Genomic DNA, 26,310 nt, shown 5'->3' with positions numbered 1-26,310 from the left:
ATGTCTCTAGCTACTAATCCGTCGGCTTCTGCACTGAGGCCGGCGGATGCGCGTTTTAAGCGCAAAAGTCTATTCCTTATAGTCTCAATTTTGCTTTTAGTGCTGGCTACGGTGTGTTCCCTCAAATTTGGGGTGCGCTCTATCAACACCGCAGATGTTCTCCAAGCATTTTTGGGCCATGCAGATACCACTGATCAAGCTGCTGCCTTTAAAAGAATTCCGCGCACGGTGCTGGGATTTCTCATTGGAGCAGCCCTTTCGGTTGCAGGCACCACCATGCAAGCAGTGACTCGCAATCCGCTCGCTGATCCCGGTATTTTTGGCGTCTTGTCTGGCGCTTCTTTGGCAGTGGTAATTGGCATTAGCTTCTTTTCCTTATCTAATGCAGTATCCACAATGGCGGTTGCTGTTTTAGGTTCAGCACTTGCTGCAGCTTTTATTTATGCAGTTGGTTCTTTAGGCCGCGGTGGCGCAACTCCCCTCAAGCTGGCTTTGGCCGGTGCTGCTACCACTGCTGCTTTAAGTTCTCTGGTCAGTGCGGTGTTATTGCCTCGTATTGACGTTATGGATAAATTCCGTTTTTGGCAGATCGGTGGCGTAGGCGGTGCCGAATGGGATCGCATGGCTATGGCAACGCCGTTTTTGCTCTTAGGTTTTGGCATGTGTCTCTTTTTTGCTCCCGGGCTAAACGCACTGGCACTTGGTGATGATGTAGCCACAAGTCTGGGTGAAAATGTGCTGCGTACGCGCATTCTCTCCTCGCTAGGGGCGGTGATCTTATGTGGTGTGGCAACAGCGCTGGCTGGCCCCATTGCTTTTGTGGGCCTAGTGGTTCCGCATATCACCAGGATGATTGTGGGAACTGATCATCGTTGGCTGATTCCCTGTTCTGCGCTGGCCGGAGCCATTCTTATTGTGTTTGCTGATACCTTTGGCCGCGTCATCACCCGTCCTAGTGAAATTGCGGTGGGAATTATCATGCCGATTATTGGCGCTCCCCTCTTTATTTGGATTATTCGTCGACAGAAAACGCGCGAACTATGAGTACAACAACTTCCACCTTGGCGCTGGAAATTAAACGCCAGCGCGCTAAGCGCAACTCCCGTAGGGCGCTGATTACTGTGGCGTTGGGCGTCGCAACGCTTAGTGTTTTTGCTTTTTCTTTGATGTGGGGCGAGGTTTTTTATTCCCCGGCGCAAGTGATTCAGGTTTTGAGCGGGCAGCAGGTTCCCGGCGCGAGTTATTCGGTGGGTGTGTTGCGTTTGCCGCGTGCCACCATGGGTTTGGCTGCGGGCATGGCCTTTGGGGCAGCTGGAATTATTTTTCAAACGCTGCTGCGTAATCAATTGGCCTCGCCAGATATTATCGGCATTTCTTCTGGTGCTTCGGCAGCCGGTGTTATTTGTATTGTCTTTTTTGGGCTCAGCCAATCGCTGGTCTCTGTCATTGCGCTGCTGGCAGCTCTGGCCGTCGCACTGCTGATTTATCTGGTTTCTTATCGTGGTGGTTTTTCGCCCACTCGCCTTATTCTTACTGGTATCGGCATTGCCGCCATGCTGAATTCGCTGGTTAGTTATTCTCTGTCCAAGGCTGATACCTGGGACTTGCCCACGGCAACTCGTTGGCTGAGCGGTTCTTTAAATGGTGCAACGTGGGAGCGCACGCTGCCACTGCTTTGCACTGCGGCAGTGCTGATTCCTTTATTACTGGCGTTTTCGCGTAATTTAAATATTTTGCGTTTGGGCAACGATTCCGCACTTGGTCTGGGCGTTAATACCAATCGCACCCGCCTCATTGTCATTATTGCCGCCGTGGCGCTGATTGCGGTTGCTACCGCGGCCTGCGGTCCGATTGCCTTTGTGGCATTTGTATCTGGGCCCATTGCAGCGCGTCTTTTAGGTGCTGGTGGCTCTCTAATTTTGCCCTCGGCATTTATCGGTGGCCTCGTTGTGCTCAGCGCTGACCTTATCGGCCAATATTTCTTGGGCACCCGCTATCCGGTCGGCGTGGTTACTGGCGCGCTCGGCGCCCCCTTCCTTATTTATTTACTTATTCGATCCAACCGTGCGGGAGCATCACTGTGACCACTACTTCGCACCAATTAAGCACCCACAATGTCTCGCTTTCCTATGGCGAGCGCAGTGTTATCAATGGCCTCACCCTCGACATCCCGCCGGGAAAAATCACCTCCATCGTCGGCCCCAACGGCTGCGGCAAATCCACTCTGTTGCGCGCCCTGGCGCGCCTCCTTAAACCCACCTCCGGTGAGGTGCTTATCGACGACGCCCCGCTGGCAACGTTTCATGGCAAGGAACTAGCCCGCATGTTGGGACTGTTACCCCAATCTCCTACCGCGCCCGACGGCATTGTGGTCGCTGACCTGGTGGGACGCGGACGCCACCCACACCAAGGCCTCATGGGCCGCTGGTCTACCCGGGATTATGAGGTGGTGGCCAAAGCTTTGGAAACCACCAATACCACCGACTTAGCAGAGCGCAGTATTGATGAGCTTTCTGGTGGCCAGCGCCAAAGAGTGTGGATTGCCATGGCGCTTGCTCAGGAGACAGATATTTTATTACTTGATGAGCCCACTACCTATCTTGATATCGCCAATCAGCTAGAAGTCTTAGACCTACTTACTGATCTCAACCGCAGCCAAGGCACCACCATTGTTATGGTGCTCCATGAACTTGGCCTGGCAGCTCGTTATTCTGACCACCTCATTGCAATGCACCAAGGACAGATTTATGCAGCCGGCACGTCTGCTGAAGTAGTCACAGAAACAATGATGCAGGAAGTTTTTCATACCAAGGCTCGCGTTATTACCGATCCCATCTCCGGCGCACCTTTGGTGATGCCCATAGGCCGCCACCACGTCACCACCAATTAAGGGGTAAAAAATGGCTTTTCTTCCAGTAACTGCATGTGTGGAATCCATCGAGCAACTGAGCCCTAATTTTATTCGAATAGTGTTTTCCGGCCCTGAAATGCGTACTGTAGGCAGCCACAAACCTGTCTTTGACCAGCGCATTAAGCTTATTTTCCCCAATCCGGGTAAAGACCTCCCACCATTGCCTGCCAACGGCGACTGGTATGCCAATTGGTCGGCGCTCCCGGAAGATTCCCGCGGTGTCATGCGCACCTATTCCATTCGTTCCTTAAATATGGGTGCCCATGCAACCACTTTGACGGTAGATTTTGTATTACATACTGCCCCCGGATTTACTGGCCCGGCAGCAACCTGGGCTGCTAATGCCCAGGTAGGTGATAAATTGCTCATCATCGCCCCACGCCTTGATGCAGAATCCATGGGTGGCATTGAATTTGATCATGGGAATGCACAGTGCATTGTGTTGGCGGGTGATGAAACCGCAGCCCCAGCCATTGCCCGCATTTTGGAAGATCTGGCAGCTAATAGTGATTCTTCCCTCACTGGTACTGCGCTGATTGAAGTCCCAGAAAAGGCCGATATTTTGCCCATTGCCGCACCTGCTGGCATCCAGGTGAAATGGCTGCCCCGCCAGGGCCGAAACCACGGTGAGCTGCTCTTTGAGAGTTTAGGAATCACCGCAAAACATCTCACTGCTACCCCCGCAGATGGCGATACCTTGGTGTGGGAAACCCCCGCTTTTTCCGCTACGGGGGAACCCGTGTCATCTGACAGCACTGCACGCGGGGAATATTATTGGATTGCAGGTGAAAGCGGTGTGGTGACTACCATTCGCCGATCCCTAATTAAAGACAAAGGACTAGACCGCTCCCGAGTTGCCTTTATGGGTTATTGGAAGCGTGGCGTGGCTATGCGTGGTTAAAACCCCACCACAAAACACCCATAAGACACTTAACGCTGTATTCTGGTTAATTGAACAAAAGAGCCCATCAACCAAGGAGACTCATGGCTAAGATCATCTGGACCCGCACCGACGAAGCACCATTGCTTGCGACTTACTCATTCAAGCCAGTCGTAGAAGCATTTGCCGCCACCGCGGGTATTGAGGTTGAGACCCGCGATATTTCCCTCGCAGGCCGTATCCTCGCCCAGTTCCCGGAACGCCTCACCGAGGAGCAGAAGGTTTCTGACGCTCTCGCAGAACTCGGCGAGCTTGCAAAGACCCCTGAAGCTAACATCATCAAGCTTCCAAACATCTCCGCATCCGTGCCACAGCTTAAGGCTGCTATCAAGGAACTGCAGGAGCAGGGTTATGACATTCCGGACCTTCCCGATGCAGCCGAGACCGAGGAAGAAAAAGACATCCTCGCTCGTTACAACACCGTCAAGGGTTCCGCTGTTAACCCAGTTCTGCGTGAGGGTAACTCCGATCGCCGTGCTCCAATCGCTGTAAAGAACTTTGTTAAGAAGTTCCCTCACCGCATGGGCGCTTGGTCTGCAGATTCCAAGACCAACGTTGCCACCATGGATGCCAACGACTTCCGCCACAATGAGAAGTCTGTCATCCTCGAAGCAGCTGACTCCGTTACCATCAAGCACATCGCAGCTGATGGCACCGAGACCGTTCTGAAGGACGGCCTGAAGTTGCAGCAGGGCGAAGTTCTGGACGCAACTGTCCTGTCTGCAAAGGCACTTGACGCTTTCTTGCTCGAGCAGGTTGCTCGTGCAAAGGAAGAGGGCATCCTCTTCTCCACCCACCTCAAGGCAACCATGATGAAGGTCTCCGACCCAATCATCTTCGGCCACGTTGTACGCGCATTCTTCAAGGATGTTTATGACCAGTTCGGTGAGCAGCTCTTGGCTGCTGGCCTGGACGGCGAAAACGGCCTGGCTGCTATTTACTCCGGTCTGGATTCCCTGGACAACGGTGCTGAGATCAAGGCTGCTTTTGATAAGGCACTTGCTGAAGGCCCAGCACTGGCAATGGTGAACTCCGCAAAGGGCATCACCAACCTGCACGTTCCTTCCGACGTTATTGTCGACGCTTCCATGCCTGCCATGATCCGTACCTCCGGCCACATGTGGAACAAGGATGACCAGGAGCAGGACACCCTCGCTGTTATCCCTGACTCCTCCTACGCTGGCATTTACCAGGTTGTCATCGATGACTGCCGTAAGAATGGCGCCTTCGACCCAACCACCATGGGCACCGTTCCTAACGTTGGCCTGATGGCTCAGAAGGCTGAGGAGTACGGCTCCCACGACAAGACCTTCCGCATCGCTGCCGACGGCAAGGTTCAGATCATCGCCTCCAATGGTGATGTCATCCTCGAGCACGAGGTTGAAGAGGGCGACATCTGGCGCGCTTGCCAGGTCAAGGATGCTCCAATCCAGGACTGGGTAAAGCTTGCTGTTACCCGTTCCCGCCTCTCCGGTATGCCTGCAGTGTTCTGGCTTGACCCAGAGCGTGCGCACGACCGTAACCTGATCACCTTGGTTGAGAAGTACCTCAAGGATCACGACACCGAGGGTCTGGATATCCGTATCCTCTCCCCTGTTGAGGCAACTCAGCTCTCCATCGATCGCATCCGTCGTGGCGAGGACACCATCTCTGTTACCGGTAACGTCCTGCGTGACTACAACACCGACCTCTTCCCAATCTTGGAACTGGGCACCTCCGCAAAGATGCTCTCTGTTGTTCCTTTGATGGCTGGCGGCGGACTCTTCGAGACCGGTGCCGGTGGATCTGCTCCAAAGCACGTCCAGCAGGTTCAGACCGAAAACCACCTGCGTTGGGATTCCCTCGGCGAGTTCCTCGCATTGGCTGAGTCCTTCCGCCACGAGCTCAACAACCATGGCAACACCAAGGCTGGCGTTTTGGCTGACGCTCTTGACCGTGCAACTGAGAAGCTGCTCAACGAAGAGAAGTCCCCATCCCGCAAGGTTGGCGAGATCGACAACCGTGGCTCCCACTTCTGGCTGACCAAGTTCTGGGCTGATGATCTTGCAGCTCAGACCGAGGATGCAGAATTGGCTGCAACCTTCGCTCCTGTTGCTGAGGCTTTGAATGCCAAGGTTGCAGAGATCGACGCTGCTTTCCTCGCTAACCAGGGTGCTCCTGCTGATCTGGGCGGCTATTACGCTCCGGATGAGGCTAAGACCACCGCTGTTATGCGTCCAGTTGCAGAGTTCAACGAGATCGTTGACGCTCTGAAGAAGTAATCTTCTAGGCTAACGCCCTGTTTCCTTTAAGGAAGCAGGGCGTTTTTCTCTGCCCAAGGCTGACATAATGGGCTTTATGCATTTTCGAAAGATTCTTCCAGCGCTTATTTTCGCCACCGTACTGCACAGCCCCCTGGCCTCGGCGGCAACTCTAAACGCTGATGTAGAAAATGAAACCTGTGTAGCTTCCAATACTGATTCTTCCCCTGTGGTGCAGTTTTGGGAGGATTTGGAAGCTGATGTGCGCGCTACCCGCATCGCGGAGCTTGAGGCGCAAGATCCGGGAATTAGCGCAGCCATCGCAAGTTTTGTAGCCAAGGATCCGGCTGCTCCCACCGCTACGGAAATCCAAACTCGCCTCGATGCCTTAAATTCGGGTGAAGGTTTGGCCATGTTGATTCCGGAGGATTCCACCGATCCCACGCTTGCTGTGGCAACTGAGGATTTCAAAACCACCTATACCTATGACGAAGCCCGAGGCGTTATTGACGGCATTTCCGAGGATCCCGCCGCCAAGGTGCTAAGCCAATTGGAGGACGCAGCTACCACTCGCATTGCTGAGATTCGGGTGGAGAAATTTAGTGCCCAAACCGCGCAATATAACGATACTCAAGAAGCACTCAAGGCTGATTTTCAGGCCTGCGTTGATGCCATTGATGAGGCTCGCCCGATTCCTCTGCAATACCTCATTTTGGGCGGTGCGGGCGCGTTAGCGGCCGTGGCGCTGGGGTTGCGGGCGTGGAGTAATTCACGCAAAAATGCCCGCCACACCGGGTAGGTGTTGCGGGCAGGGGGCGCGTCGAAAAGCACGCTTTTCGACGTTTTAACAGCAGCGAGCTCCTGGATTAGCGTCTTGCTCGGCATATCGTGCCCGCCAATATTCCCGCTCGCTGGGGATCGGTGCATCCGGGTGATGAGCCTTAAGATGCGCGGTGTACTTAGCATAAGCGGTATCGCCCATAAGCTCAGTTAGGTACCACCACACCGCTTTGGGAATTTTGGTCCAGGTTTCTAGCTGCAACATTGTCTCTAATTCCTTTTAGTGCGTGGAGTTAAAGGGGGCGCCATGTGGGAATCGCTCATCCCATTGCTGCTGAACTTCCTTCTCACGAGGAGTTGCCACAAAGCCCGCTGGAGCAAAGAGCTGAGAATCCACATCGGGCTCTTCAGTAGTTTCCAAAGGATGGCCGGCTGCACGAGCCCGAACTGCCTTAATGCACACCACGATCGCAGCGCCGACGACGATCAAAACCAGCACCGCAAAGAGGACGGAAAGTACACCTTGGATTGCGGTATTACGAATGACCGCATCGATTGCCTCTGGGGATTTAGCCGCCCCAAACTCCGTGAGACCACTGGCCTTAGCCTCCTTGAACTTGGTGTGCTGCGCCCAGTAACCGATGGATGGGTTGGAATGGAAGATCTTCTGCCAAGAAGCAGTCATCGTGACAATAAGATCCCATGCCAACGGAATTGCTGGAATCCAGGCCCACTTATAAAGACCCTTCTTCACCACCACAACCAGCACCAAGGACAATGCAATTGCAGCAAGCAGCTGATTAGCGATACCAAAAAGTGGGAACAAGACGTTGATGCCACCTAGTGGATCGGTAACACCCATCAGCAAAATGGCACCCCACAGCGCACATACAAATACGGTGGAAATCCAGTTGCCAACAGTCCATGAAGGATCCTTAAAACGACGCAGACCCGGAACGTTGCCCAAGGTATCAGTCATCATAAAGCGTGCAACACGGGTACCAGCATCAACGGTGGTGAGAATAAACAGTGCCTCAAACATGATGGCAAAGTGATACCAAAACGCCTTCATGGAGGCGCCACCGATCAGACCGGACAAAATTTCCGACATACCAAAGGCCAGGGTTGGTGCACCACCGGTACGGGAAATAATTGACGATTCGCCAACGCCCTCAGCTGCAGCTGCCAACTGTTCTGGGGTGACATCTGCGCCGGGAATTCCAGCATTATTAATCCACTGTGCTGCGGTGTCAGGTGCACCACCGGTTAACGCAAGTGGGGCATTCATGACGAAGTACAGGTGACGATCCAAAATCACGGCAGTGATCAACGCCATGATCGCCACGAAGGACTCCATGAGCATGCCGCCATATCCCAGCATCTTCATCTGAGTTTCTTTTTCCACCAGCTTTGGAGTGGTACCAGAAGAAATCAGCGCGTGGAATCCTGAGAGCGCACCACAGGCGATGGTAATAAACAGGAAGGGGAAGAGATTTCCGGAGAACACCGGGCCATTACCTTCAGTGGCAAAGCTGGTGACCGCCGGCATATGAACCTCAGGACGTGCAATCAAAATACCGATTGCCAGCAGTCCAATCACACCGATCTTCATGAAGGTGGAGAGATAGTCGCGAGGTGCAAGCAGCAACCACACCGGCAAAATAGCAGCCAAAATGCCATAGGCAATCAGGGCAAATGCCAAAGTGGTCTTAGATAGGGTGAACCACTGCTGGCCCAATTCACTTTCCGCGACCCAACCGCCGGACACAATTGCCAGCAGCAGTAGGCTGACACCAATGATGGAGACTTCTGTGACTCGACCGGGGCGCAAATAACGCAGATAAACACCCATAAATAGGGCGATCGGGATGGTCATGGAGATGGAGAAAACACCCCAAGGAGAATCCGCAAGAGCGTTAACAACGATCAGCGCGAGCACCGCGATAATAATGATCATGATGGTGATGGTTGCGATAATGCCTGCAAAACCACCAACGGTGCCCATTTCATCGCGCACCATCTGGCCCAAGGAGCGCCCACGACGGCGGGTGGAAACCCACAGCACCAGGTAATCCTGCACCGCACCGGCAAAAATCACACCGAGCACGATCCACAAGGTGCCAGGCAAATAGCCCATCTGGGCAGCCATAACTGGTCCAACCAAGGGACCGGCACCAGCGATTGCTGCAAAGTGGTGGCCAAAAAGCACGCGACGATCGGTTGGAACAAAGTCTTTGCCATCATTGACGTATTCAGCCGGGGTGGCGCGTTCTGCCTTTGGCTTGACCACCTTATATTCGATAAGCCGGGCATAAAAACTAAAAGCAATAATGTAGGAACCTACAGCTGCGAGTACGAGCCAAACCGAGTTGATTGTTTCGCCACGCGCGAAGGCGATTGCGCCCCAACCTACTGCCGCCAAAATTCCAAAAACTAATAAAGCCACCCGGGCAGTGGGTGACATCTTCTTATTTTTATTCACACCGACGGGGAGGTCGGTGGCTGTGCTGTGTATGAGATCGCTGTCCGTTTTAGGTGCGTGCTGTTGAATACTCACAGTGTTAGGACTTTCGCTTCCTGTTTAGTTCTTGTACGGCGCGCTACCTGTACCTTTATGGATTCAGTGGGTTTAGGCTGGCAAAAAAAGGGGTTTTTTCCTTGCTTTTTCTCACGCTCTTTACAGATGGAATCTAACACTTGAACATGACCCCCACCACTAAAATGGGTTTTTTAGTTAGTGGATCACACCCCCATTTGGGAGCGAAAAGTGAATTGAACCGCTTGGTCTATTGCAATAGACCAAGCGGTTCACTATGGTCGAAACACAGAGCCCCAATCCACTGAGGTTGGGAAAACACAAAACATCAAAGGACGTTAAAACCATGCCAAAATACGATAATTCCAATGCAGATCAGTGGAGCTTTGAAACCCGCTCCATTCACGCTGGACAGCCTGTTGACACCCAAACTGGCGCCCGCAACCTGCCGATTTACCAGTCCACTGCCTTCGTTTTTGATTCCGCAGAACACGCTAAGCAGCGTTTTGCGCTTGAGGATCTTGGTCCCGTTTATTCCCGCCTTACCAACCCCACCGTTGAGGCCTTAGAAAACCGCATCGCTTCTCTCGAGGGCGGTGTTCACGCAGTAGCTTTCTCCTCCGGACAGGCTGCAACCACCAATGCCATCCTTAACCTGGCAGGCGCTGGCAATCACATCGTTACCTCCCCCCGACTTTATGGTGGCACCGAGACCCTCTTCCTGATCACCCTGAACCGTTTGGGCATTGACGTTAGCTTTGTAGAAAATCCAGATGATCCAGAATCTTGGCAGGCAGCCGTGCAGCCTAATACCAAGGCTTTCTTCGGTGAGACCTTCGCCAACCCACAGGCAGACGTCCTGGACATCCCTGCCGTCGCAGAGGTTGCGCACCGCAATAATGTGCCATTAATCATTGACAACACCATCGCTACCGCAGCAATTGTGCGCCCAATCGAGCTGGGCGCCGATATTGTTGTTGCTTCCTTGACCAAGTTCTACACCGGCAATGGTTCCGGACTGGGCGGAATTTTGGTTGATGGTGGTAACTTCGACTGGACTGTCGAGCGCGATGGCAAGCCAGTATTCCCCTACTTTGTCACCCCAGATGCCGCTTACCACGGCCTGAAGTACGCCGACCTCGGCGCTGCAGCATTTGGCCTGAAGGCTCGTGTTGGTTTGCTGCGCGATGCCGGATCCACCCTCTCCGCATTTAATGCTTGGGTATCCATCCAGGGCATCGACACCCTGCCCCTGCGCGTGGAACGACACAATGAAAATGCCATCAAGGTGGCAGAATTCCTGAACAACCATGAGAAGGTGGCAAAGGTTAACTTTGCCGGCCTGCCAGATTCTCCTTGGTATGCCACCAAGGAAAAGCTAGGCCTGAAGTACACCGGATCTGTGCTTACCTTCGAGATCAACGGTGGCCGTGAAACTGCCTGGGCCTTCATTGATGCCCTCAAGCTGCACTCCAACCTGGCCAATATTGGCGATGTCCGCTCCCTCGTAGTTCACCCTGCAACCACCACCCACTCCCAGTCTGATGTTGCAGGCCTAGAGCGCGCCGGAATCACCGAATCCACCATTCGTCTCTCGGTTGGTATTGAAAATGTCAATGACATTATTGCCGACCTTGAAGCTGGATTTGCAGCTATCTAAGTCCAAGTTCCACTAACTCCCCTGACCTTTTAACTGCCCATCTGCGGCCCAAAGGCCGGGGATTTTAATTATTTTAGCTGCGAATATAACACCCCAGCCAACTAGACTAGACAGAGCGGTACAGCTAAGCTTTCTCACATTGTTTAACAATGGATTTTTGTCCTGCCCACCCAGAACAGGCGGTTCGCTTTTTATGCCACAACTCGCACCAGTAGGTCAGCTTGGAACACAAGCAATTGGTGATGTCCCCACCGAGGCCGGAGCAGTTATTATTGACGCCCAACTCGCTTATCACCGCTGGGGCGAATACCGTGTTAATGACGATGGCATAAGCAACGTTCTTCTCATTGAACACGCACTTACCGGTGACTCCAATGCCGCTGAGTGGTGGGATGGGCTAATTGGCCCTGGCAAAGCAATCAACACCGATATTTATTGTGTCATCTGCACCAATGTTATTGGCGGCTGCAATGGCTCAACCGGACCTAGCTCCCTGCACCCAGATGGCAACTTTTGGGGCAACCGCTTCCCCGCTACCTCTATCCGTGACCAGGTAACTGCTGAAAAGCAATTCCTTGATTCTTTGGGAATCACCACTGTATCAGCCGTTTTGGGTGGCTCAATGGGTGGCGCACGCACCCTGGAATGGGCCGCAATGCACCCAGAAGTAGTGCAGGCTGCAGCTGTTTTGGCGGTCTCTGCACGTGCCAGCGCTTGGCAGATTGGCATTCAATCAGCACAGATCCAAGCCATTGAAAATGACCATCACTGGCACGAAGGAAATTTTTATGAGTCAGGATGTAACCCTGCAGTAGGTCTAGCAGCTGCCCGCCGCATTGCACACCTCACCTACCGCGGCGAGCTAGAAATTGATGAGCGATTTGGTACCAAACCACAAAAAGGCGAAAACCCACTGGGCGCATATCGCAGCCAGGAACAGCGCTTTGCAGTGGAGTCTTACCTCGACTACCAGGCAGAAAAGCTTGTTAAGCGTTTCGACGCGGGCTCTTATGTGGTCTTAACTGACGCCCTTAATCGTCACGATATTGGCCGGGGCCGAGGTGGACTCAATAAGGCACTAGAAGCAATTAAGGTTCCAGTGCTGGTTGCCGGTGTGGATACTGATATTTTGTACCCCTACCACCAGCAGGAACACCTCTCCCGCAATCTGGGCAATTTACTTGCAATGGCTAAGATCGTTTCCCCGGTTGGCCATGACGCTTTCCTTACGGAAACCCGCCAGATGGATCGCATTTTGCGAAACTTCTTTAGTCTCATCTCCCCCGATGAAGACAACCCATCTACCTATATTGAGTTTTATATTTAGAGGAAAATAAGATTTATCGTTGTGTATCTCTACTTAACTCACAGCTAATCTTCCGGATAAACCATATTTATCAGCATAAGTTAGCTGTTGTGACTTTGTTGAACTCGTGTCGTCGGTACACCACAGGTGCATTGGCAACCACTCTTGCAGCCAGCAGCTTAGGCTTAAGTGGATGTGCACCTCAGCAAGGTGAAACTCCTACAGTTTCTGAACAGCCATCCAAAGTCGCCTCTGTGATGCAAACCGCATCCCAAGAGGCGTCGACAAGCACCTCTTTTGAGGCCACCCCCGGGCAAGAAACCTCGCTGACTGCCCGTGGTTTTTTGGGCTACCTCAATGAAGAGCAGCGCGCGGCGTTGCTCGGCTCCGGTCTAGATATCAATAGCTTAAGTCGTGCCCAGCAGGTTACAGCACTGCGGGTGTTGGAATCGGTGTTTAATGAGGATGCTTATCGGATTTTGGCCGGCGTGATTGATCATGTTGCCCAAGAACCCACCGAAGATGTCTCTCAGCACCACTTCCTGCGTTTTTCCCAAGAACCAGCTACTGATCAAACTTGGCAGCTCAGCCTAGAAGGTCCAGTAGCGGGTGTGGAGGCAACATTTTTCCCTGATGGCCAAATCACTTTCCAATCCGGACATATTGAGCTCAGCGCAGCAGATATTGCTGAGGTTGCAGCAGATGTAGATGTGCCTTTTAAGAATTCTCGGATTCATGATTCCGCACTTGCGTTTTTTAATAGCCTCACCGAGGACCAGCGCGCTGCATTGCAAACGGATTCTACTTCCGAAAATGCCGGACTCAAAGGCTCGGAACTGAGCACTGAACAGCAACAATTGCTTATTTCTATCACCAGCAATTGGGTGGAATTGGCTGATCCTAAGGCTAAATCTCAGCAGAAGGAAGAGATCGCCGAGACTATCGACGAAACTTATTTCTCGTGGAGTTCCCAAGGACCAGACGGTATGCAATTCCGCATTAGTGGCCCTGAGGTTTATATCCAATATCAGGAGAGCAGGCCTGCGGAGGCAGATCCAGCAGTTCCTGGTACCCCGGAAATTCATTCCGAATTCCGCGACCCCAATCCGAATGAATCCTAAATTAGCTGCCCAGGGAATCCACGGAGGCAGCTAAAAAGGCCATGCCAATGCCTAGCGCGGCGGTATAAAAGGCATCAAAACGGCGCGAACGCACTGCTAAAATGCCCATTATGTGGGAATCGCACAGCAAACGCAGTCCGGCAAGGTAAATCAGGGACATTCCCAAGGTGAAGGTGGCCCGGCGCCAGTGTTCAGTTAGCGCAAACACCGCGGCCACCACAATAACCACGACAAAGAGAACAACCCCCGCTTTCTGCACCTTTTGCGGCAGCTTGGAAGGGGCAAGACCCACATCATGGGGGTTTGCCAACATCGCTTCCTGTGCTGTCACAGCTGTTATAGCCGTTAAAGAGGAATCAGAGTGGGGGTTACTCATTGGTTAAAGACGCTTAGATTCCAGCGAGCTTTTCAGCACGCTCGACCACATTGTGTACCAAGAAGGCACGGGTTAGTGGACCGACGCCACCTGGGTTTGGAGAAACTGCGCCAGCAACCTCCCACACATCTGGGTGGACATCGCCGAGCAGCTTGCCGTCCTTGCGGGAAACTCCGACGTCGAGCACTGCTGCACCTGGCTTGACCATATCTGCGGTGAGCATATGTGGCTGACCAGCAGCGGCGATGATGACATCTGCGTTGCGGGTTTCTGCGGCGAGATCCTTGGTGCCGGTGTGGCAAAGGGTCACAGTGGAGTTCTCGGAACGGCGGGTCAGCATCAGTCCAATTGGGCGACCAACAGTGACACCACGGCCAATAACAACAACCTTGGCACCATTAAGTTCAACGCCGAAGCGACGCAGCAAGCTGATAGATCCATTAGGAGTACAAGGCAGTGGAGCTGGCTCATTAAGAACCAGCTTGCCCAGATTTACTGGGTGCAGGCCATCGGCATCCTTGTTGGGATCGATGCGCTCTAGCACGGCATTTTCATCAAGGTGCTTGGGCAGTGGCAGCTGCACAATGTAGCCGGTGCAGGCATCGTCATTGTTGAGCTCATCAATAACCGCAAAAAGTTCTTCCTGGGTTACATCAGCAGGCAGGTCCTTGCGGATGGAGTTCACACCGATTTGCTCGCAGTCACGGTGCTTCATCTTCACATAGGAGTGGCTGGCAGGATCATCGCCAACAAGCACTGTTGCCAGGCCTGGGGTGATTCCCTTTTCTTTGAGCGCAGCAACGCGCTGTTCCAGATCGGCGAAGATTTCATCGCGGTATAGGTTTCCATCAAGTTTAAGTGCAGTCACGCCCGCCATTATTCCACCCTTTGTTCAGGCCTTACAATCATTGACATGTCCGAACACCCTTTACATGTCATCTTTGACAATCCTGTCATCCCTCCAAACACCGGAAATGCCATCCGCATGTGCGCGGGAACGGGCGCTCACCTGCATCTTGTTGAACCACTAGGCTTTGATCTCAGCGAAAAACACTTAAGGCGCGCGGGTTTGGATTATCACGATTTGGCGGAAGTCACAGTTCATCCGAACTTTGATGCAGCGATGGCTGCGGTTCCCGGTCGTGTTTTTGCTTTTACGACCGCTGCCACCACGCATTACACCGAGATCAATTTTGAGCCCGGCGATGCGTTGTTATTTGGTACGGAGCCAACTGGTTTGCCACCGGAGCATTTGGCTCATGCGCGAATTACTAAAGAGCTGCGGATTCCCATGTTGCCGGGGCGGCGTTCCATGAATCTTTCCAACTCTGCTGCCGTTGCCACCTACGAGGCCTGGAGGCAGCTCGGCTTTCCGGGCGGGGTGTAGGGGTGCGTCGAAAAGCGTCTTAAAAACGCTTTTCGACGTTTCCTAGGTGGTACCAGTGATGAAGATCAAAAAGGGCTTCCTCAAAGATGGGTGCCGGACCATTAACTTTGAGCCCTGAGGCAAACGATGTGTGTGGCGCGCCCCAGGCTGAATACCAACCCGCGACTTGAGAAGCGGTTGTTGCACAAAAGACCTCGCCCAAGCCCGCACGCTGATGGGCTGCAGCACACCTGCCACAATGCTCGGTGGAGGTATAAACCCGGGCCACGGCACGATCTTCCGCACTCATGGTAGCTTCGGCCAGCTGCGCAATCTCAAATTCTGGATGTTTATCGCCGTGGTTATGCCCTTCAAAAACCACAGCTCCATAACGATCCACCAACAGCGCACCATAGGGACTATTGCCCTTTTTTAGACCTATTGCCGCGAGCTCAATGCACCGCTGCAATAGGTCTAAATCATCTTCTGTCATGGTGTTTTATGCGCTGATTTCGCGCATCAATGCCGGTAGAGCTTGGGCTGCGGTTGCTGTCCAGCTCAAGGTTGCCCACCGAGTGAGCTCAGTGGGCGCCGGTGAAATCTCTACGATCGGGATGCCACGCTGATAGGCCATTTCCGGTAAAGATGCTGCTGGCTGCACAATTCCTGAGGTCCCAACAATCACCATTAGATCAGCTTCAGCGATGCGCTGTTCTGCTAGATCCCACTCGGTCATGGGCAATTGCTCACCAAACCACACCACACCGGGGCGAATAAAGCCGCCACAATTTTGGCACAGCGGTGGGGTCAGCCGCTCAATAGGTTGTGCGGGATAATTGCGATCATCCTCCCACGGCTGCTGGCAATCTGTGCAGTAGTAGCTAAAAAGACTGCCGTGTAGGTGGGTAACATCTTTGGATCCTCCACGTTCGTGAAGGTCGTCGATGTTTTGGGTGGTGACATGCACATAGTCAACTAGGTGACTGCCTTGCCAATAAGCGATTGCGCGGTGGCCAGCATTAGGCTCTGCCCGTGCTGCTACCCCGGCGCGCCAGCGGTACCAAGCCCAAATGGGTTCTGGATCCTTAAGCCAGGCATCAATACTTGCCATGGCCTGGGGATCCACCTTGGTCCACACTCCGGTTTTATCATCGCGATATGTTTCCAGTCCCGAATCTGCGCTCATGCCAGCTCCGGTAAAGACCTCAATATTGCGTGCTTCGCGGGCTAATTCAATAACCTGCTCAATGGACTTTTCCAGCTGACGTTCGCTCATGATTTAAAAATAGACCTTTTTGCTACCTAAATGCAGTAAAAAACTCATCACATTTTTCAACTGTTGACACACTGACAACTTAAGCTTCAAATACTTTCGAGCACCCGTTTGAATAAGCGTGTTTGTGATCGTTTAGTGTAGGTGGAAAGTATTTTCATTTTTAATTCTCGAAGTGAGCTGATGTACACGTGGTCATGGGTCCTACCCACGCTATGAGTGGTGCTGCAGTGGGTCTTGCTGTGGCCCAAATTTTGCCGCCGGAATGGGGTGGTGTCACCACCGCTACCGAAACTTTTATTTATGCCGGTCTAACCGCAGGCGCGGCCCTGTTGCCAGACCTTGATTCACCTTCGGCGACGGTGTCTCGATCCTTTGGACCAATCACGCAGGTGATCTCTCGATTCACCGAAAACACCTCTCAGGCCTTTGTAAATATCACGCGCGGGCGCCGGGATAAACACTGCAATAATGGCCACCGCACACTTACCCACACCATTTGGAGTGCGCTAGCCACCGGCGCGGGAGCTACTGCACTGATTGGCGCTTATGGAAAACCTGCGGTTATTGGTTTGCTCTTTTTCTTCCTGGGCCTTGGTATCCGTGGTCTTTTGCCGGAATGGTCCAAGAGTGTGGACTGGCTGTGGGTAACAGCTGCTTCTGCAGCCTTGGCCATTGGTGTGTGGAATTACGCTCCCGAAAGTTCATTCGGGATTGTATTGGGATCTGCCATCACAGTCGGCTGTGTTACCCATATGTTGGGAGATATGGCCACCAAGGCGGGCATTCCGGCATTTGCGCCACTGTTGCCTCTTAAAGGTCGGCGCTGGTGGAATCTTAAATTGCCTAAGTTTTTAAGCATTCGTGCCGATGGCCCCGCTGACCGCTTTTTACTTTTTGCCTTTTCAGTGGCAGTTATTGTGCAAATCGGGTTGGTGTCCTCAGGCAATATGCGCACCATCATGGTGAATCTGCTGCACTTGCCCGTTTAGCAGGGCCTAGGTTTCTACGTTAATGAGTGCCATTTGGGTTTCGGCGAGTGGGAATCTCTGCCCACTTTCCTCCACTCGGATGTGCACCATGCCAGCGGCGGGGCTGGCGTCAAGAATAATCCGCGCACCAGGTCCCACTTTAAATTCCGCCAAATAGCGCAGCAGCTCAGGATCACTATCCTGGACTCGCAAAATAGTGACAATTTCTCCTGGAGCCACCGTATCCAAAGTGGTACGCGGGAGATTATCTATATCTCCCGTGGCGGTAGGAATGGGATCTCCATGGGGATCGCGACGGGGGCGACCCAAATGAGCATCAATACGCTCAATAAATCGATCTGAGGCTGCGTGTTCTAGCAGGTCAGCATCGTTATGAACCTCATCCCAGGTGTAGCCCAAGACATCGTGCAAGAAGGTTTCCAGCAGGCGGTGGCGGCGCACCATATCAATGGCAAGCCTTTGGCCGGCAGGAGTCAAGGTGATGCCAGCGTATTTTTCATGATTCACCAAACCGCGCGCCACCAGCCTTTTAATTGCTTCAGAGGCGGTGGAAGTTTTTTGATTAAGCTTCTCTGCGATTTCTCCCAAGGCTGCTGGCTGCCCGGCGCGCAGTTCCGTAATATCCCAGATGGTCTTCAGGTAGTCCTGGGACTTGTCGGGAAGATCTGAGATATGCATAAAAGACATTCTAATCCAGCCCTAATTCTGGCCCTGAGCTAGCACTGAGCGCCGGTAGTTTCCGCTGCCGCAGCACCTGTAATAATTCCGTACCTTGGGCATAACTAAGATCACGCGCGGACATCGCCACCGGTCCTGGTACCAGGTTAAATTCCACTGTGGATAACCCGAGTTGGCGTTGGATAGGGCCGCGTCGCAAAGTGAGTTCTTGAATATGCGAGGTTTCAATAACAGCCATTCGTGGCACCAATCGCCCATAGTGAATTACCGCCACCTCCGCCTGCTCACCAATAAGAGTTACGCCCTGTCGGCTGCGGTCCAGTGGTGAAACCCACTTTGCCTTGGCTGGTGAGGTAAACGTTGGGGTGCTCAAATGCTCTGGGTGGGCGCTGCGGGAAATCTCTTGCGGGCTCAAAGGCCCTACCGCTGCCAAAACTTTGAGGGCGAGCTCTTTGGAGCCAACCGGCAAAATCTTGGAGGTACCGCCCTTCTTAGTTTCTGCACCATAACCGACTACCGTCACAGTTACTTTCCACCACCCCAGCATTCGCCACAGCAGCGGTTGACTCAGTTGAATGGCATGAATGCGCTCTAGCGGAATGGACTGGCGACGACGATCAGCCAGCCCATAACTAACACTGAGCACACCATCTCTTAAGTTGGCATTGTATTTCCACGATTTATCAATCAGGTTCCACACCGTCGGTGCCATACCCGCCAAAAACGGCAGCCCACCAGCAACTCCAATGGGCGTTAAAAACATAATGATCACACCCACAACCGTGATCAACGTACTCATTGACAACGCAGCGCTTGCCACACTGCGCATAATAGGGATTTCAGGAACCAAAACTTGCTTATCGACGCCGACTTCCACCAGCTGCTCCCCCGCTACGGCGGGGGTTGGGGTAGGGCGCTGGGCGGCGTCGAGAAGCGCTCTTTTTAGTTTTTCCGCATCCCCGCGGGTCAGATAAGAAATATCGATGGCCGAATCATTGCCACCGGCGGTTTCCACACGCACCGCGGCGACCCGAAACATGCGCGCAATAATTGATTCCACAATGTCGACGGCTTGAATGCGATCAAAACGGGCGCTGCGCAATTGGGTATTAAGCACTCCCCTTTTCATCTGTAATTCTTCATCGGTGAGGCGATAACCCGTAGCCTTCCACCAAATCTGGGAAAGCCCCCAAATAACTGCACAGACCAGCACAAAAGCGGCAATAGCAGCAAGCATTGGCCATAGTGATACATCGTGAGCGCCGCTAATAAAACCCCATACCGTTGCCCAGGTGGAGGCGTTAACGTTGAATGCGAAACCTGCCACCACCGCCAAAATCAGCGTCCACATGCGAAGTAATGGGGTCAGCCGATGAACCTTCTGAAATTCTTGGCTCATAATCCGCTCATCCGCTCCCTAGCTTGGGTAGCCAAACGCTCACGCAATTGATCAGCAACTTCCGCGGGCAACCCCTGAATAGTGGAATCCGAGGTTGCCGATGCAGTATTCAGTTTGAGGGTTTTCATCCCCAGCGCGCGCTCAATGGGGCCGGCGGTGACATCAACAAATTGAATTCGGCCATAGGGCACCACCGTGAAAATATGCCACAATTTCCCCTTGGTTATCAGCAGCTCATCAGGGGTTTCCAACCAACCCAGGCGTTTAACTTGCTGCGGAATCAGCCACACCTGCCAAATCAGCAATGCCACCGCGATGCCGGTGCCGATATACCACCAGGTGCTAAACATAAATCCTAAAACCGCAAAAATGACTCCAATGATAACCAACCAGGGCAAACGTGCAATATAACGAGCTGTGGTTAGTTTGGGCAGCACGGGGTTCATGCTTTTATACGGTTCTAGGGTTTTATCCATATCCACTACTTTGCCAAATTTCTTCTCGCTCATCTGAAGTTACTCATCTAAAATCTCGTGATCCGCGACTTAACAGCTCGCCCACTTCCATGGGTTCTAGACGATCAGCCACAATATTGACCACACCTTTAGCGTTTTGCACAATGCCGCGAATAATCAGTGCCTTTGCAGTGCGCGCCAGGATACGCTGACGCTTCCACAAGCCCACCGAGACCATGACATTCATCAGCCCTGTTTCATCTTCTAGTCCCAAAAAAGTGAGACCAGACGCTGTTTGCGGACGCTGGCGGTGTGTAACAATCCCTGCGATTTTTACCCGGGTGCCATCTTCTACCTTAAGCAGTTGATCGGCTGGCACAATACCCATTTGAGCTAGTTGTGCGCGCACCAAAGCCATTGGTTGTTGCTGTGCCGAAACTCCAGTGGCCCCAATATTTGACACCATCAATTCAAAGGCATTCATCCCCGGCAAAGCTGGTGCATCAATAGCAGAAAGCCCCGGCAGCATCCCCGGTTTTTCAGTTGCTGCCACCCCTGCTTGCCACAGTGCTTCACGCAGGTTTACTCCCAAACATTCCAAGGCACCAGCTCTGGCGAGGGCTTCTACCTGGGAGACATTGAGCTCCGCACGCCGGGACAGATCCGGGATGGATTCATAGGGCGCATGCTGGGCGATTCTTTGTGCTGCATCTTTGGATAGTCCCTTGACCAAATTAAGACCTAAACGAATTGCCCCGCCAGGTGCATTGGCTTCCACTCCAGAATCATTAACCGTGATTGGCAAGATCTGCACACCGTGGCGTCGGGCATCACTAATGAGCGACTGCGGGGAATAAAAACCCATAGGTTGGGCTCTGAGCAACCCCACACAAAACTCCGCCGGGTAGTGATATTTAAACCAGGCAGAAAAATACACCAAAGAAGCAAAAGACTGCGAGTGTGATTCTGGGAAACCATAGGCAGCAAAGGCGACCACTTTATTCCACAATTTTTCAGCAGTATCTCCCACGATCCCATTGGTATCGGCAAGGCCTTGGAAAAATCTGGCGCGCAGGGCTGCCATTTTCTCTGGGGATCGTTTTGAGCCCATGGCGCGCCGCAAGGAATCTGCTTCCCCACCACTAAAGCCTGCGGCATCAACAGCCATCTGCATTAGTTGTTCTTGAAAAAGTGGAATGCCGAGGGTTTTTCCTAGGGATTTTTCCAATACTGGATGGTCATAGGTGACTTTTTCTTCTCCCGCACGCCGCCGCAGATAAGGGTGCACCGAGCCACCTTGAATGGGCCCGGGGCGAATCAGCGCAACTTCCACCACCAGGTCAAAGAAGGTACGCGGTTTTAATCTGGGCAAGGTGGAAAGCTGTGCGCGGGATTCCACCTGGAAAACTCCTACCGCATCGGCGCGACACAGCATCTCATAAACCTCAGGCTCTGCAAGATCTAGCTCCCACAGCTTTACCGTTATGCCACGGTGCTCTTGCACCAGGTCCAGCATGTGGTGAATTGCTTCCAACATGCCAAGACCTAGGAGGTCAAATTTTACTAAGCCTGCTGCTGCACAATCATCCTTATCCCACTGCACCACCGAGCGATTATCCATCCGCGCCCATTCCACCGGCACCACATCTGCAATGGGACGATCACAAATAACCATGCCGCCAGAGTGAATACCCAGGTGGCGGGGTTGCCCTTTAAAGTGGGCGGCTAATTCCACTACATCTTGAGGGGCTTCTGCGGTGCCTTTTGACCATGCATCGGCAGCACCTTGGGGATAACCCAAGGCGCGTGCAGCATCCCTGATTGATCCTTTCGTACGGTAAGTGATCACATTGGCCACTTGAGCTGCGTTATCGCGACCATATTTGGTGTAAACATATTGGATTACTTCTTCGCGGCGACCAGATTCAATATCTATATCAATATCTGGCGGACCATCGCGGTCGGGAGATAAAAACCTTTCAAAAAGTAGGCCCGCGGAAATTGGTTCGGCGTTGGTGATGCCGAGGGTAAAACACACTGCAGAGTTGGCTGCAGAGCCTCTGCCCTGACATAAAATATTGGCTTTTTGGCAAAATTCCACCAGGTCATTAACGATGAGAAAATAGCCCGGGAAACCTAGCTCTTTAATAACTCCTAGTTCATAGGTGATTTGAGCTAGGGCTTTTTCTTTAATTTCTGGCGAGCGGCCTTCATAACGCGCGGCAAAACGTTGCTCCACCAGCTGACTTAACCAACTCATCTCCGTATGTCCGGCCGGAGTGTCCCAAGATGGCAGATTGGGAGCAACCAGATCGAGGGTAAAAGCACATTGCTGCGCTAGTTCCACTGAGCTGGCTAAAAGGTCGGCACAGCCTGGATGTGCTCTTAGCAGTGCTTGACCGCTGCGCAGCCAGCTTGAGCCCATTGGGTGGAGTTCACTTTCTGCGTCACTGAGGGACTTACGGGTGGATAGTGCTTGTTTGGCTCCTGCTAATCTCACAGAGTTTTTGGAGGCTGATTGTGGGTGCGCGCTGATGATGCCAGGCAGCTGAAATTCGGCTTGTGCACGCCTTAAACATTCATTGCGATCAGCTTCTTCTGGCAACATAGTGGCACTAAATTCCAGCACAATATTATCGCGACCAAAGCATTCGATAACATAATCGATTTTGTCAATCCATTGATAGTCCAGCAAGGCAATCCAGTGCCCACCGGATCGCTGTGCCACTAGCGGTAAAGGCGGGTAAGACACTTTTCCCTTTTCTCGTGTTGCCATTTTTGCCTCTGTAATAAGATGGCTGAGCCGGCGGTAACCCTCTACCCCTTTACAAAGCACACTTAAAACCCCTTCTTGAAGGCTTAGCTCTGCTCCAAAAACAGTTTTTAATCCGGCTTCCGCAGCTGCTTGAGCAAAGCGCACCGCCCCATAAAATCCATCTCTATCAAGAATGGAAAGTGCACTTAAACCCATCTTTTTAGCCTCTGTCACGAGCCGTTCTGGATCTGAGGCCCCCATTAGAAAGTTATAACTACTGGTGGCATGCAGCTCCGCAAACCCAACCCGTTCCCCATCTGCCCCATAAACCCCAATACTGTCATCCGCCCCAGCATTTTCAGTTGGTTCATGTAACACTGGCCTTAAAGGTTGAACCTTTTTTCCTGAGAGGATTTTCTCCATTGCAGACCAGGACAATGGACGTCCATTAAAGCTTCCCCCGCCATTCCATTCCATATGCACTAGAATACATTTTTAGAACAAGTTTTCCAATAGATTTTTCCCAATTTTCCCAGCCCGTCCCGGCCACTAAATAGACCGAGCTGTACAGATCGCGGTCTATAGTGCTAACCTCCTAAACAACTAAGTAACCACCCACAGAAATAAGGGGACGCCGAACATGAAGCTTCGTCGCATTACCACCACGGCCATCGCTGGCCTCTTTGCCGCAACCGCACTTGTTGCTTGCGGTTCCGACTCCGATGGCAGCAGCACCTCCGTTGCTGAAGGCACCGATGGAGTCAAGATCCGTATCGGCACCACCGATGCAGCTAAAGAAGCTTGGACCGTTTTTGAGGACAAGGCTGCAGCTGAAGGCATCGAGCTCGAGGTCGTACCTTTTTCTGATTACTCCACCCCAAATGAAGCACTGGCTCAGGATCAGATTGACGTAAACCTCTTCCAGCACCTGAAGTTCCTGGCTGAGTACAACGTTGGTTCCGGCGAAGACCTCACCCCAGTTGGCGCTACCGAAATCGTTCCTTTGGCACTGTTCTGGAAGGACCACGATTCCCTCGACGGCATCGACGGCCAGTCCGTTGCTATCCCTAACGATCCTTCCAACCAAGGTCGCGCTATCAACGTCCTCGTCCAGGCTGGTCTTGTTACCTTGAAGACCCCAGGCCTGATCACCCCAGCTCCACTCGATATCGACGAGAGCAAGTCCAAGGTCTCCGTTACCCCAGTTGATGCAGCTCAGTCCCCTACCGCTTACCAAGAGGGCACCCCAGCAATCATCAACAACTCCTTCCTTGACCGCGCAGGCATCGATCCTAAGCTTGCTGTTTTCCAGGATGATCCAAACTCCCAGGAAGCTGAGCCTTATATCAACGCTTTCGTCACCAAGGCTGAGGATAAGGACGATGCCAACATCGCTCGCCTCGTTGAGCTCTGGCACGATCCTGAGGTTCTAGCTGCTGTTGACCGCGATTCCAAGGGAACTTCCGTCCCAGTTGAGCGCACCGCTGCTGAACTACAGACCATCCTTGATCGTCTTGAAGAAGCTCAGGCAGCTTCCTAAACCTGCCTCATAACTTCGCCACAGAAGTTATGACATTAACGCCCCGCTGGAAACTTTTAGACGAACACCACGTCGCAAATGCTTCCCCGGGGCGTTAAACTGTTCCCCTGCAACTTTTGTCCCCAGACCATCTGAATCGAGGACACCGCCGTGTCACAAACTGCGTCAACACCGACGCCTGAAGAAAGCCTGCCGCAGCGCTCCACCACCAAGGGCACTCGGGTGGAGTTTCGCGGAGTAACCAAGGTTTTTAGCAACAACAAAAATGCTAAAACCGTTGCTCTAGATGATGTCACTCTCACCGTCGAACCTGGTGAAGTCATCGGCATCATCGGCTATTCAGGAGCCGGCAAATCCACCCTGGTCCGCATGATCAACGGCCTCGACTCCCCTACCTCCGGAGAGCTGCTTCTCGACGGCACCAACATCGTAGGCATGCCAGAATCCCAGCTGCGTAAACTTCGTAGCAATATTGGCATGATTTTCCAGCAATTTAACCTCTTCCAGTCCCGCACCGCAGCCGGAAATATTGAGTACCCACTGCAGCTGGCCAAAATGGGCAAGGCTGCGCGCAAAGCGCGCGTTAAAGAAATGCTGGACTTCGTCGGCCTCTCCGATAAGGGCAACAATTACCCGGAACAGCTTTCAGGCGGTCAGAAACAGCGCGTCGGCATTGCCCGTGCGCTTTCCACCAACCCCACCCTTTTGCTTGCCGACGAGGCGACTTCTGCTCTCGACCCGGAAACCACCCAAGAGGTTTTGGAGGTGCTGCGCAAAGTCAACCGTGAACTCGGCATCACCATCGTGGTTATTACCCACGAAATGGAAGTTGTGCGCTCCATCGCCGACAAGGTTGCAGTCATGGAACAAGGCAAGGTTGTTGAATACGGCAGCGTCTACGAGGTCTTTTCCAATCCTCAAACCAATGTGGCCCAGCGCTTTGTGGCAACTGCACTGCGCAACACCCCAGACAATGTTGAGGCCGAGGATCTTCTGAGCCACGAAGGCCGCCTTTTCACCATTGATCTCACCGAGGATTCCGGCTTCTTCAAGGCTTCTGCCATCGCTGCCGAAAATGGTGCCAGCATCAATATCGTGCACGGTGGTGTTACCACCTTGCAGCGCCATTCCTTTGGCAAGATGACGGTTCGCCTCGGCGGCAATCCACAAGCTGTTGAAGAGTTTTATCAAAGCCTCCAACGCACCACGACCATCAAGGAGATCACCCGATGAATGAGATGATTCTCGCAGCTGACTGGGATCGCTTGGGGCCAACTTTTAGCACCGCCATCCTTGACACCTTGCTCATGGTCAGCGTCACCATGGTGGTTTCTGGCTTGCTCGGCCTGGTTGTTGGCCTGCTACTCTACACCACCCGCAATGGTGGAATTCTGCAAAACAAAGCCATCTACACCATTCTTAACGTGCTGGTGAACTTTGTTCGACCCATTCCTTTTATTATTCTCATCGCCGCCATGAAGCCTTTAACGGTGGCAGTTATGGGAACATCCATTGGCCGTGACGCCGGTATTTTTGTCATGATCGTGGCAGCCACCTTCTCAGTGGCCCGCATCGTGGAACAAAACCTGGTGGCCATCGATCCTGGTGTTATTGAAGCAGCCCGCTCTATGGGTGCAAGTCCCTTCACCATCATTCGCACCGTGATCATCCCTGAAGCTCTTGGACCTTTGGTTTTGGGCTATACCTTCCTCTTTATTGCCATTGTTGATATGTCTGCCATGGTGGGCTACATCGGCGGTGGCGGTCTTGGTGACTTTGCCATTGTTTATGGTTACCGAGCCTTTGATAACGAGGTTATGTACGTCGCAGTTTTGGTTATTGTCATCATCGTTCAGGCAGCACAGCTCCTGGGCAACTGGCTCTCCAAAAAGATCATGCGTCGCTAAGCACGGTCCCCTACACCCGCGGTTTAATTACCGCGGGTGTTTTGCATTTTCCCCTATAGTTGTTGCGGGTTAGTG

General features: G+C 52.7%; 24 protein-coding genes. 14 read left to right on the top strand and 10 right to left on the bottom strand.

Features of this window, described 5'->3' with window-relative positions; translation table 11 throughout:
• From H924_RS03130 to H924_RS03105, 6 genes are all read left to right on the top strand, one after another.
• Positions 1-1,044: a FecCD family ABC transporter permease gene (locus tag H924_RS03130; RefSeq protein WP_015650506.1), complete on the top strand. Its 1,044-nt coding sequence runs from the start codon at positions 1-3 to the stop codon at positions 1,042-1,044.
• On the top strand, positions 1,041-2,084 hold the full coding sequence (locus H924_RS03125; protein ID WP_015650505.1) for a FecCD family ABC transporter permease: 1,044 nt from the start codon (positions 1,041-1,043) through the stop codon (positions 2,082-2,084). The genes H924_RS03130 and H924_RS03125 overlap by 4 nt, the downstream gene beginning before the upstream one ends.
• The gene (locus H924_RS03120) at positions 2,081-2,890 is read left to right on the top strand and encodes an ABC transporter ATP-binding protein (RefSeq protein ID WP_015650504.1); all 810 of its coding nucleotides are present in this window, start codon (positions 2,081-2,083) and stop codon (positions 2,888-2,890) included. Before H924_RS03125 ends, H924_RS03120 begins: the two co-directional genes overlap by 4 nt.
• A gap of 10 nt (positions 2,891-2,900) precedes the next feature.
• Positions 2,901-3,812, top strand: coding sequence for a siderophore-interacting protein (locus H924_RS03115; RefSeq protein WP_015650503.1), 912 nt, complete (start codon positions 2,901-2,903; stop codon positions 3,810-3,812).
• A gap of 83 nt (positions 3,813-3,895) precedes the next feature.
• Positions 3,896-6,112 carry an NADP-dependent isocitrate dehydrogenase gene (locus H924_RS03110; protein ID WP_015650502.1) on the top strand — a complete coding sequence of 739 codons (2,217 nt, stop codon included), beginning with the start codon at positions 3,896-3,898 and terminating at the stop codon, positions 6,110-6,112.
• A gap of 76 nt (positions 6,113-6,188) precedes the next feature.
• A complete protein-coding gene (locus H924_RS03105) occupies positions 6,189-6,890 on the top strand; it encodes a hypothetical protein (protein ID WP_029703513.1) in 702 nt (233 codons plus the stop codon).
• Positions 6,891-6,935: 45 nt separating this feature from the next.
• Here H924_RS03105 and H924_RS03100 read toward each other — a convergent pair whose 3' ends face one another.
• Both H924_RS03100 and H924_RS03095 read right to left on the bottom strand, forming a co-directional pair.
• Positions 6,936-7,136 carry a YbdD/YjiX family protein gene (locus H924_RS03100; RefSeq protein WP_015650500.1) on the bottom strand — a complete coding sequence of 67 codons (201 nt, stop codon included), beginning with the start codon at positions 7,134-7,136 and terminating at the stop codon, positions 6,936-6,938.
• 15 nt (positions 7,137-7,151) lie between these two features.
• Positions 7,152-9,335 (bottom strand): carbon starvation CstA family protein, encoded by a 2,184-nt coding sequence (locus tag H924_RS03095; RefSeq protein ID WP_211208110.1) that lies wholly within the window; start codon positions 9,333-9,335, stop codon positions 7,152-7,154.
• 418 nt (positions 9,336-9,753) lie between these two features.
• On the opposite strand from H924_RS03095, the gene H924_RS03090 reads away from it, so the two are divergent.
• From H924_RS03090 to H924_RS03080, 3 genes are all read left to right on the top strand, one after another.
• Positions 9,754-11,067, top strand: coding sequence for an O-acetylhomoserine/O-acetylserine sulfhydrylase (locus H924_RS03090; protein ID WP_015650498.1), 1,314 nt, complete (start codon positions 9,754-9,756; stop codon positions 11,065-11,067).
• A 193-nt stretch (positions 11,068-11,260) separates the two neighbouring features.
• Complete coding sequence (gene metX / locus H924_RS03085) at positions 11,261-12,394, top strand: homoserine O-acetyltransferase MetX (protein ID WP_015650497.1); 1,134 nt, start codon at positions 11,261-11,263, stop codon at positions 12,392-12,394.
• Positions 12,395-12,525: 131 nt separating this feature from the next.
• A complete protein-coding gene (locus tag H924_RS03080; RefSeq protein ID WP_015650496.1) occupies positions 12,526-13,494 on the top strand; it encodes a DUF3500 domain-containing protein in 969 nt (322 codons plus the stop codon).
• A gap of 1 nt (position 13,495) precedes the next feature.
• Here H924_RS03080 and H924_RS03075 read toward each other — a convergent pair whose 3' ends face one another.
• Positions 13,496-13,807 (bottom strand): DUF3017 domain-containing protein, encoded by a 312-nt coding sequence (locus tag H924_RS03075; protein WP_015650495.1) that lies wholly within the window; start codon positions 13,805-13,807, stop codon positions 13,496-13,498.
• A gap of 76 nt (positions 13,808-13,883) precedes the next feature.
• Positions 13,884-14,738 (bottom strand): bifunctional methylenetetrahydrofolate dehydrogenase/methenyltetrahydrofolate cyclohydrolase, encoded by an 855-nt coding sequence (locus tag H924_RS03070; protein ID WP_015650494.1) that lies wholly within the window; start codon positions 14,736-14,738, stop codon positions 13,884-13,886.
• 45 nt (positions 14,739-14,783) lie between these two features.
• On the opposite strand from H924_RS03070, the gene H924_RS03065 reads away from it, so the two are divergent.
• A complete protein-coding gene (locus H924_RS03065; protein ID WP_015650493.1) occupies positions 14,784-15,257 on the top strand; it encodes a tRNA (cytidine(34)-2'-O)-methyltransferase in 474 nt (157 codons plus the stop codon).
• 19 nt (positions 15,258-15,276) lie between these two features.
• On the opposite strand, the gene H924_RS03060 is transcribed toward H924_RS03065, so the two are convergent.
• Both H924_RS03060 and H924_RS03055 read right to left on the bottom strand, forming a co-directional pair.
• Complete coding sequence (locus tag H924_RS03060) at positions 15,277-15,729, bottom strand: tRNA-specific adenosine deaminase (RefSeq protein ID WP_015650492.1); 453 nt, start codon at positions 15,727-15,729, stop codon at positions 15,277-15,279.
• Positions 15,730-15,735: 6 nt separating this feature from the next.
• Positions 15,736-16,512 carry an NAD-dependent deacylase gene (locus tag H924_RS03055; RefSeq protein ID WP_015650491.1) on the bottom strand — a complete coding sequence of 259 codons (777 nt, stop codon included), beginning with the start codon at positions 16,510-16,512 and terminating at the stop codon, positions 15,736-15,738.
• 194 nt (positions 16,513-16,706) lie between these two features.
• Between H924_RS03055 and H924_RS03050 the strand changes: the two genes are divergently transcribed.
• Entirely contained in the window at positions 16,707-17,501 is a 795-nt protein-coding gene (locus tag H924_RS03050) for a metal-dependent hydrolase (RefSeq protein ID WP_211208109.1), read from the top strand.
• Positions 17,502-17,507: 6 nt separating this feature from the next.
• Here the strand turns inward: H924_RS03050 and H924_RS03045 are convergent, their stop codons facing one another.
• From H924_RS03045 to H924_RS03030, 4 genes are all read right to left on the bottom strand, one after another.
• Entirely contained in the window at positions 17,508-18,179 is a 672-nt protein-coding gene (locus H924_RS03045; protein ID WP_029703520.1) for a metal-dependent transcriptional regulator, read from the bottom strand.
• Positions 18,180-18,189: 10 nt separating this feature from the next.
• Entirely contained in the window at positions 18,190-19,578 is a 1,389-nt protein-coding gene (locus H924_RS03040) for a PH domain-containing protein (RefSeq protein WP_015650488.1), read from the bottom strand.
• Positions 19,575-20,024: a PH domain-containing protein gene (locus H924_RS03035; RefSeq protein ID WP_029703523.1), complete on the bottom strand. Its 450-nt coding sequence runs from the start codon at positions 20,022-20,024 to the stop codon at positions 19,575-19,577. Before H924_RS03035 ends, H924_RS03040 begins: the two co-directional genes overlap by 4 nt.
• A 73-nt stretch (positions 20,025-20,097) precedes the next feature.
• Positions 20,098-23,265, bottom strand: coding sequence for an error-prone DNA polymerase (locus H924_RS03030; RefSeq protein WP_029703525.1), 3,168 nt, complete (start codon positions 23,263-23,265; stop codon positions 20,098-20,100).
• Positions 23,266-23,428: 163 nt separating this feature from the next.
• Here H924_RS03030 and H924_RS03025 point away from each other — a divergent pair, with 163 nt between their 5' ends.
• From H924_RS03025 to H924_RS03015, 3 genes are all read left to right on the top strand, one after another.
• A complete protein-coding gene (locus H924_RS03025) occupies positions 23,429-24,328 on the top strand; it encodes a MetQ/NlpA family ABC transporter substrate-binding protein (RefSeq protein WP_015650485.1) in 900 nt (299 codons plus the stop codon).
• Positions 24,329-24,517: 189 nt separating this feature from the next.
• On the top strand, positions 24,518-25,561 hold the full coding sequence (locus H924_RS03020; RefSeq protein ID WP_029703527.1) for a methionine ABC transporter ATP-binding protein: 1,044 nt from the start codon (positions 24,518-24,520) through the stop codon (positions 25,559-25,561).
• Positions 25,558-26,235 carry a methionine ABC transporter permease gene (locus tag H924_RS03015; protein WP_015650483.1) on the top strand — a complete coding sequence of 226 codons (678 nt, stop codon included), beginning with the start codon at positions 25,558-25,560 and terminating at the stop codon, positions 26,233-26,235. Before H924_RS03020 ends, H924_RS03015 begins: the two co-directional genes overlap by 4 nt.
• The last annotated feature ends 75 nt before the right edge of the window (positions 26,236-26,310 follow it).

It is taken from the genome of Corynebacterium callunae DSM 20147 (genome assembly GCF_000344785.1).
GTDB classification, from domain to species: domain Bacteria; phylum Actinomycetota; class Actinomycetes; order Mycobacteriales; family Mycobacteriaceae; genus Corynebacterium; species Corynebacterium callunae.
This window is presented reverse-complemented; position numbering and strand designations above follow the sequence as displayed.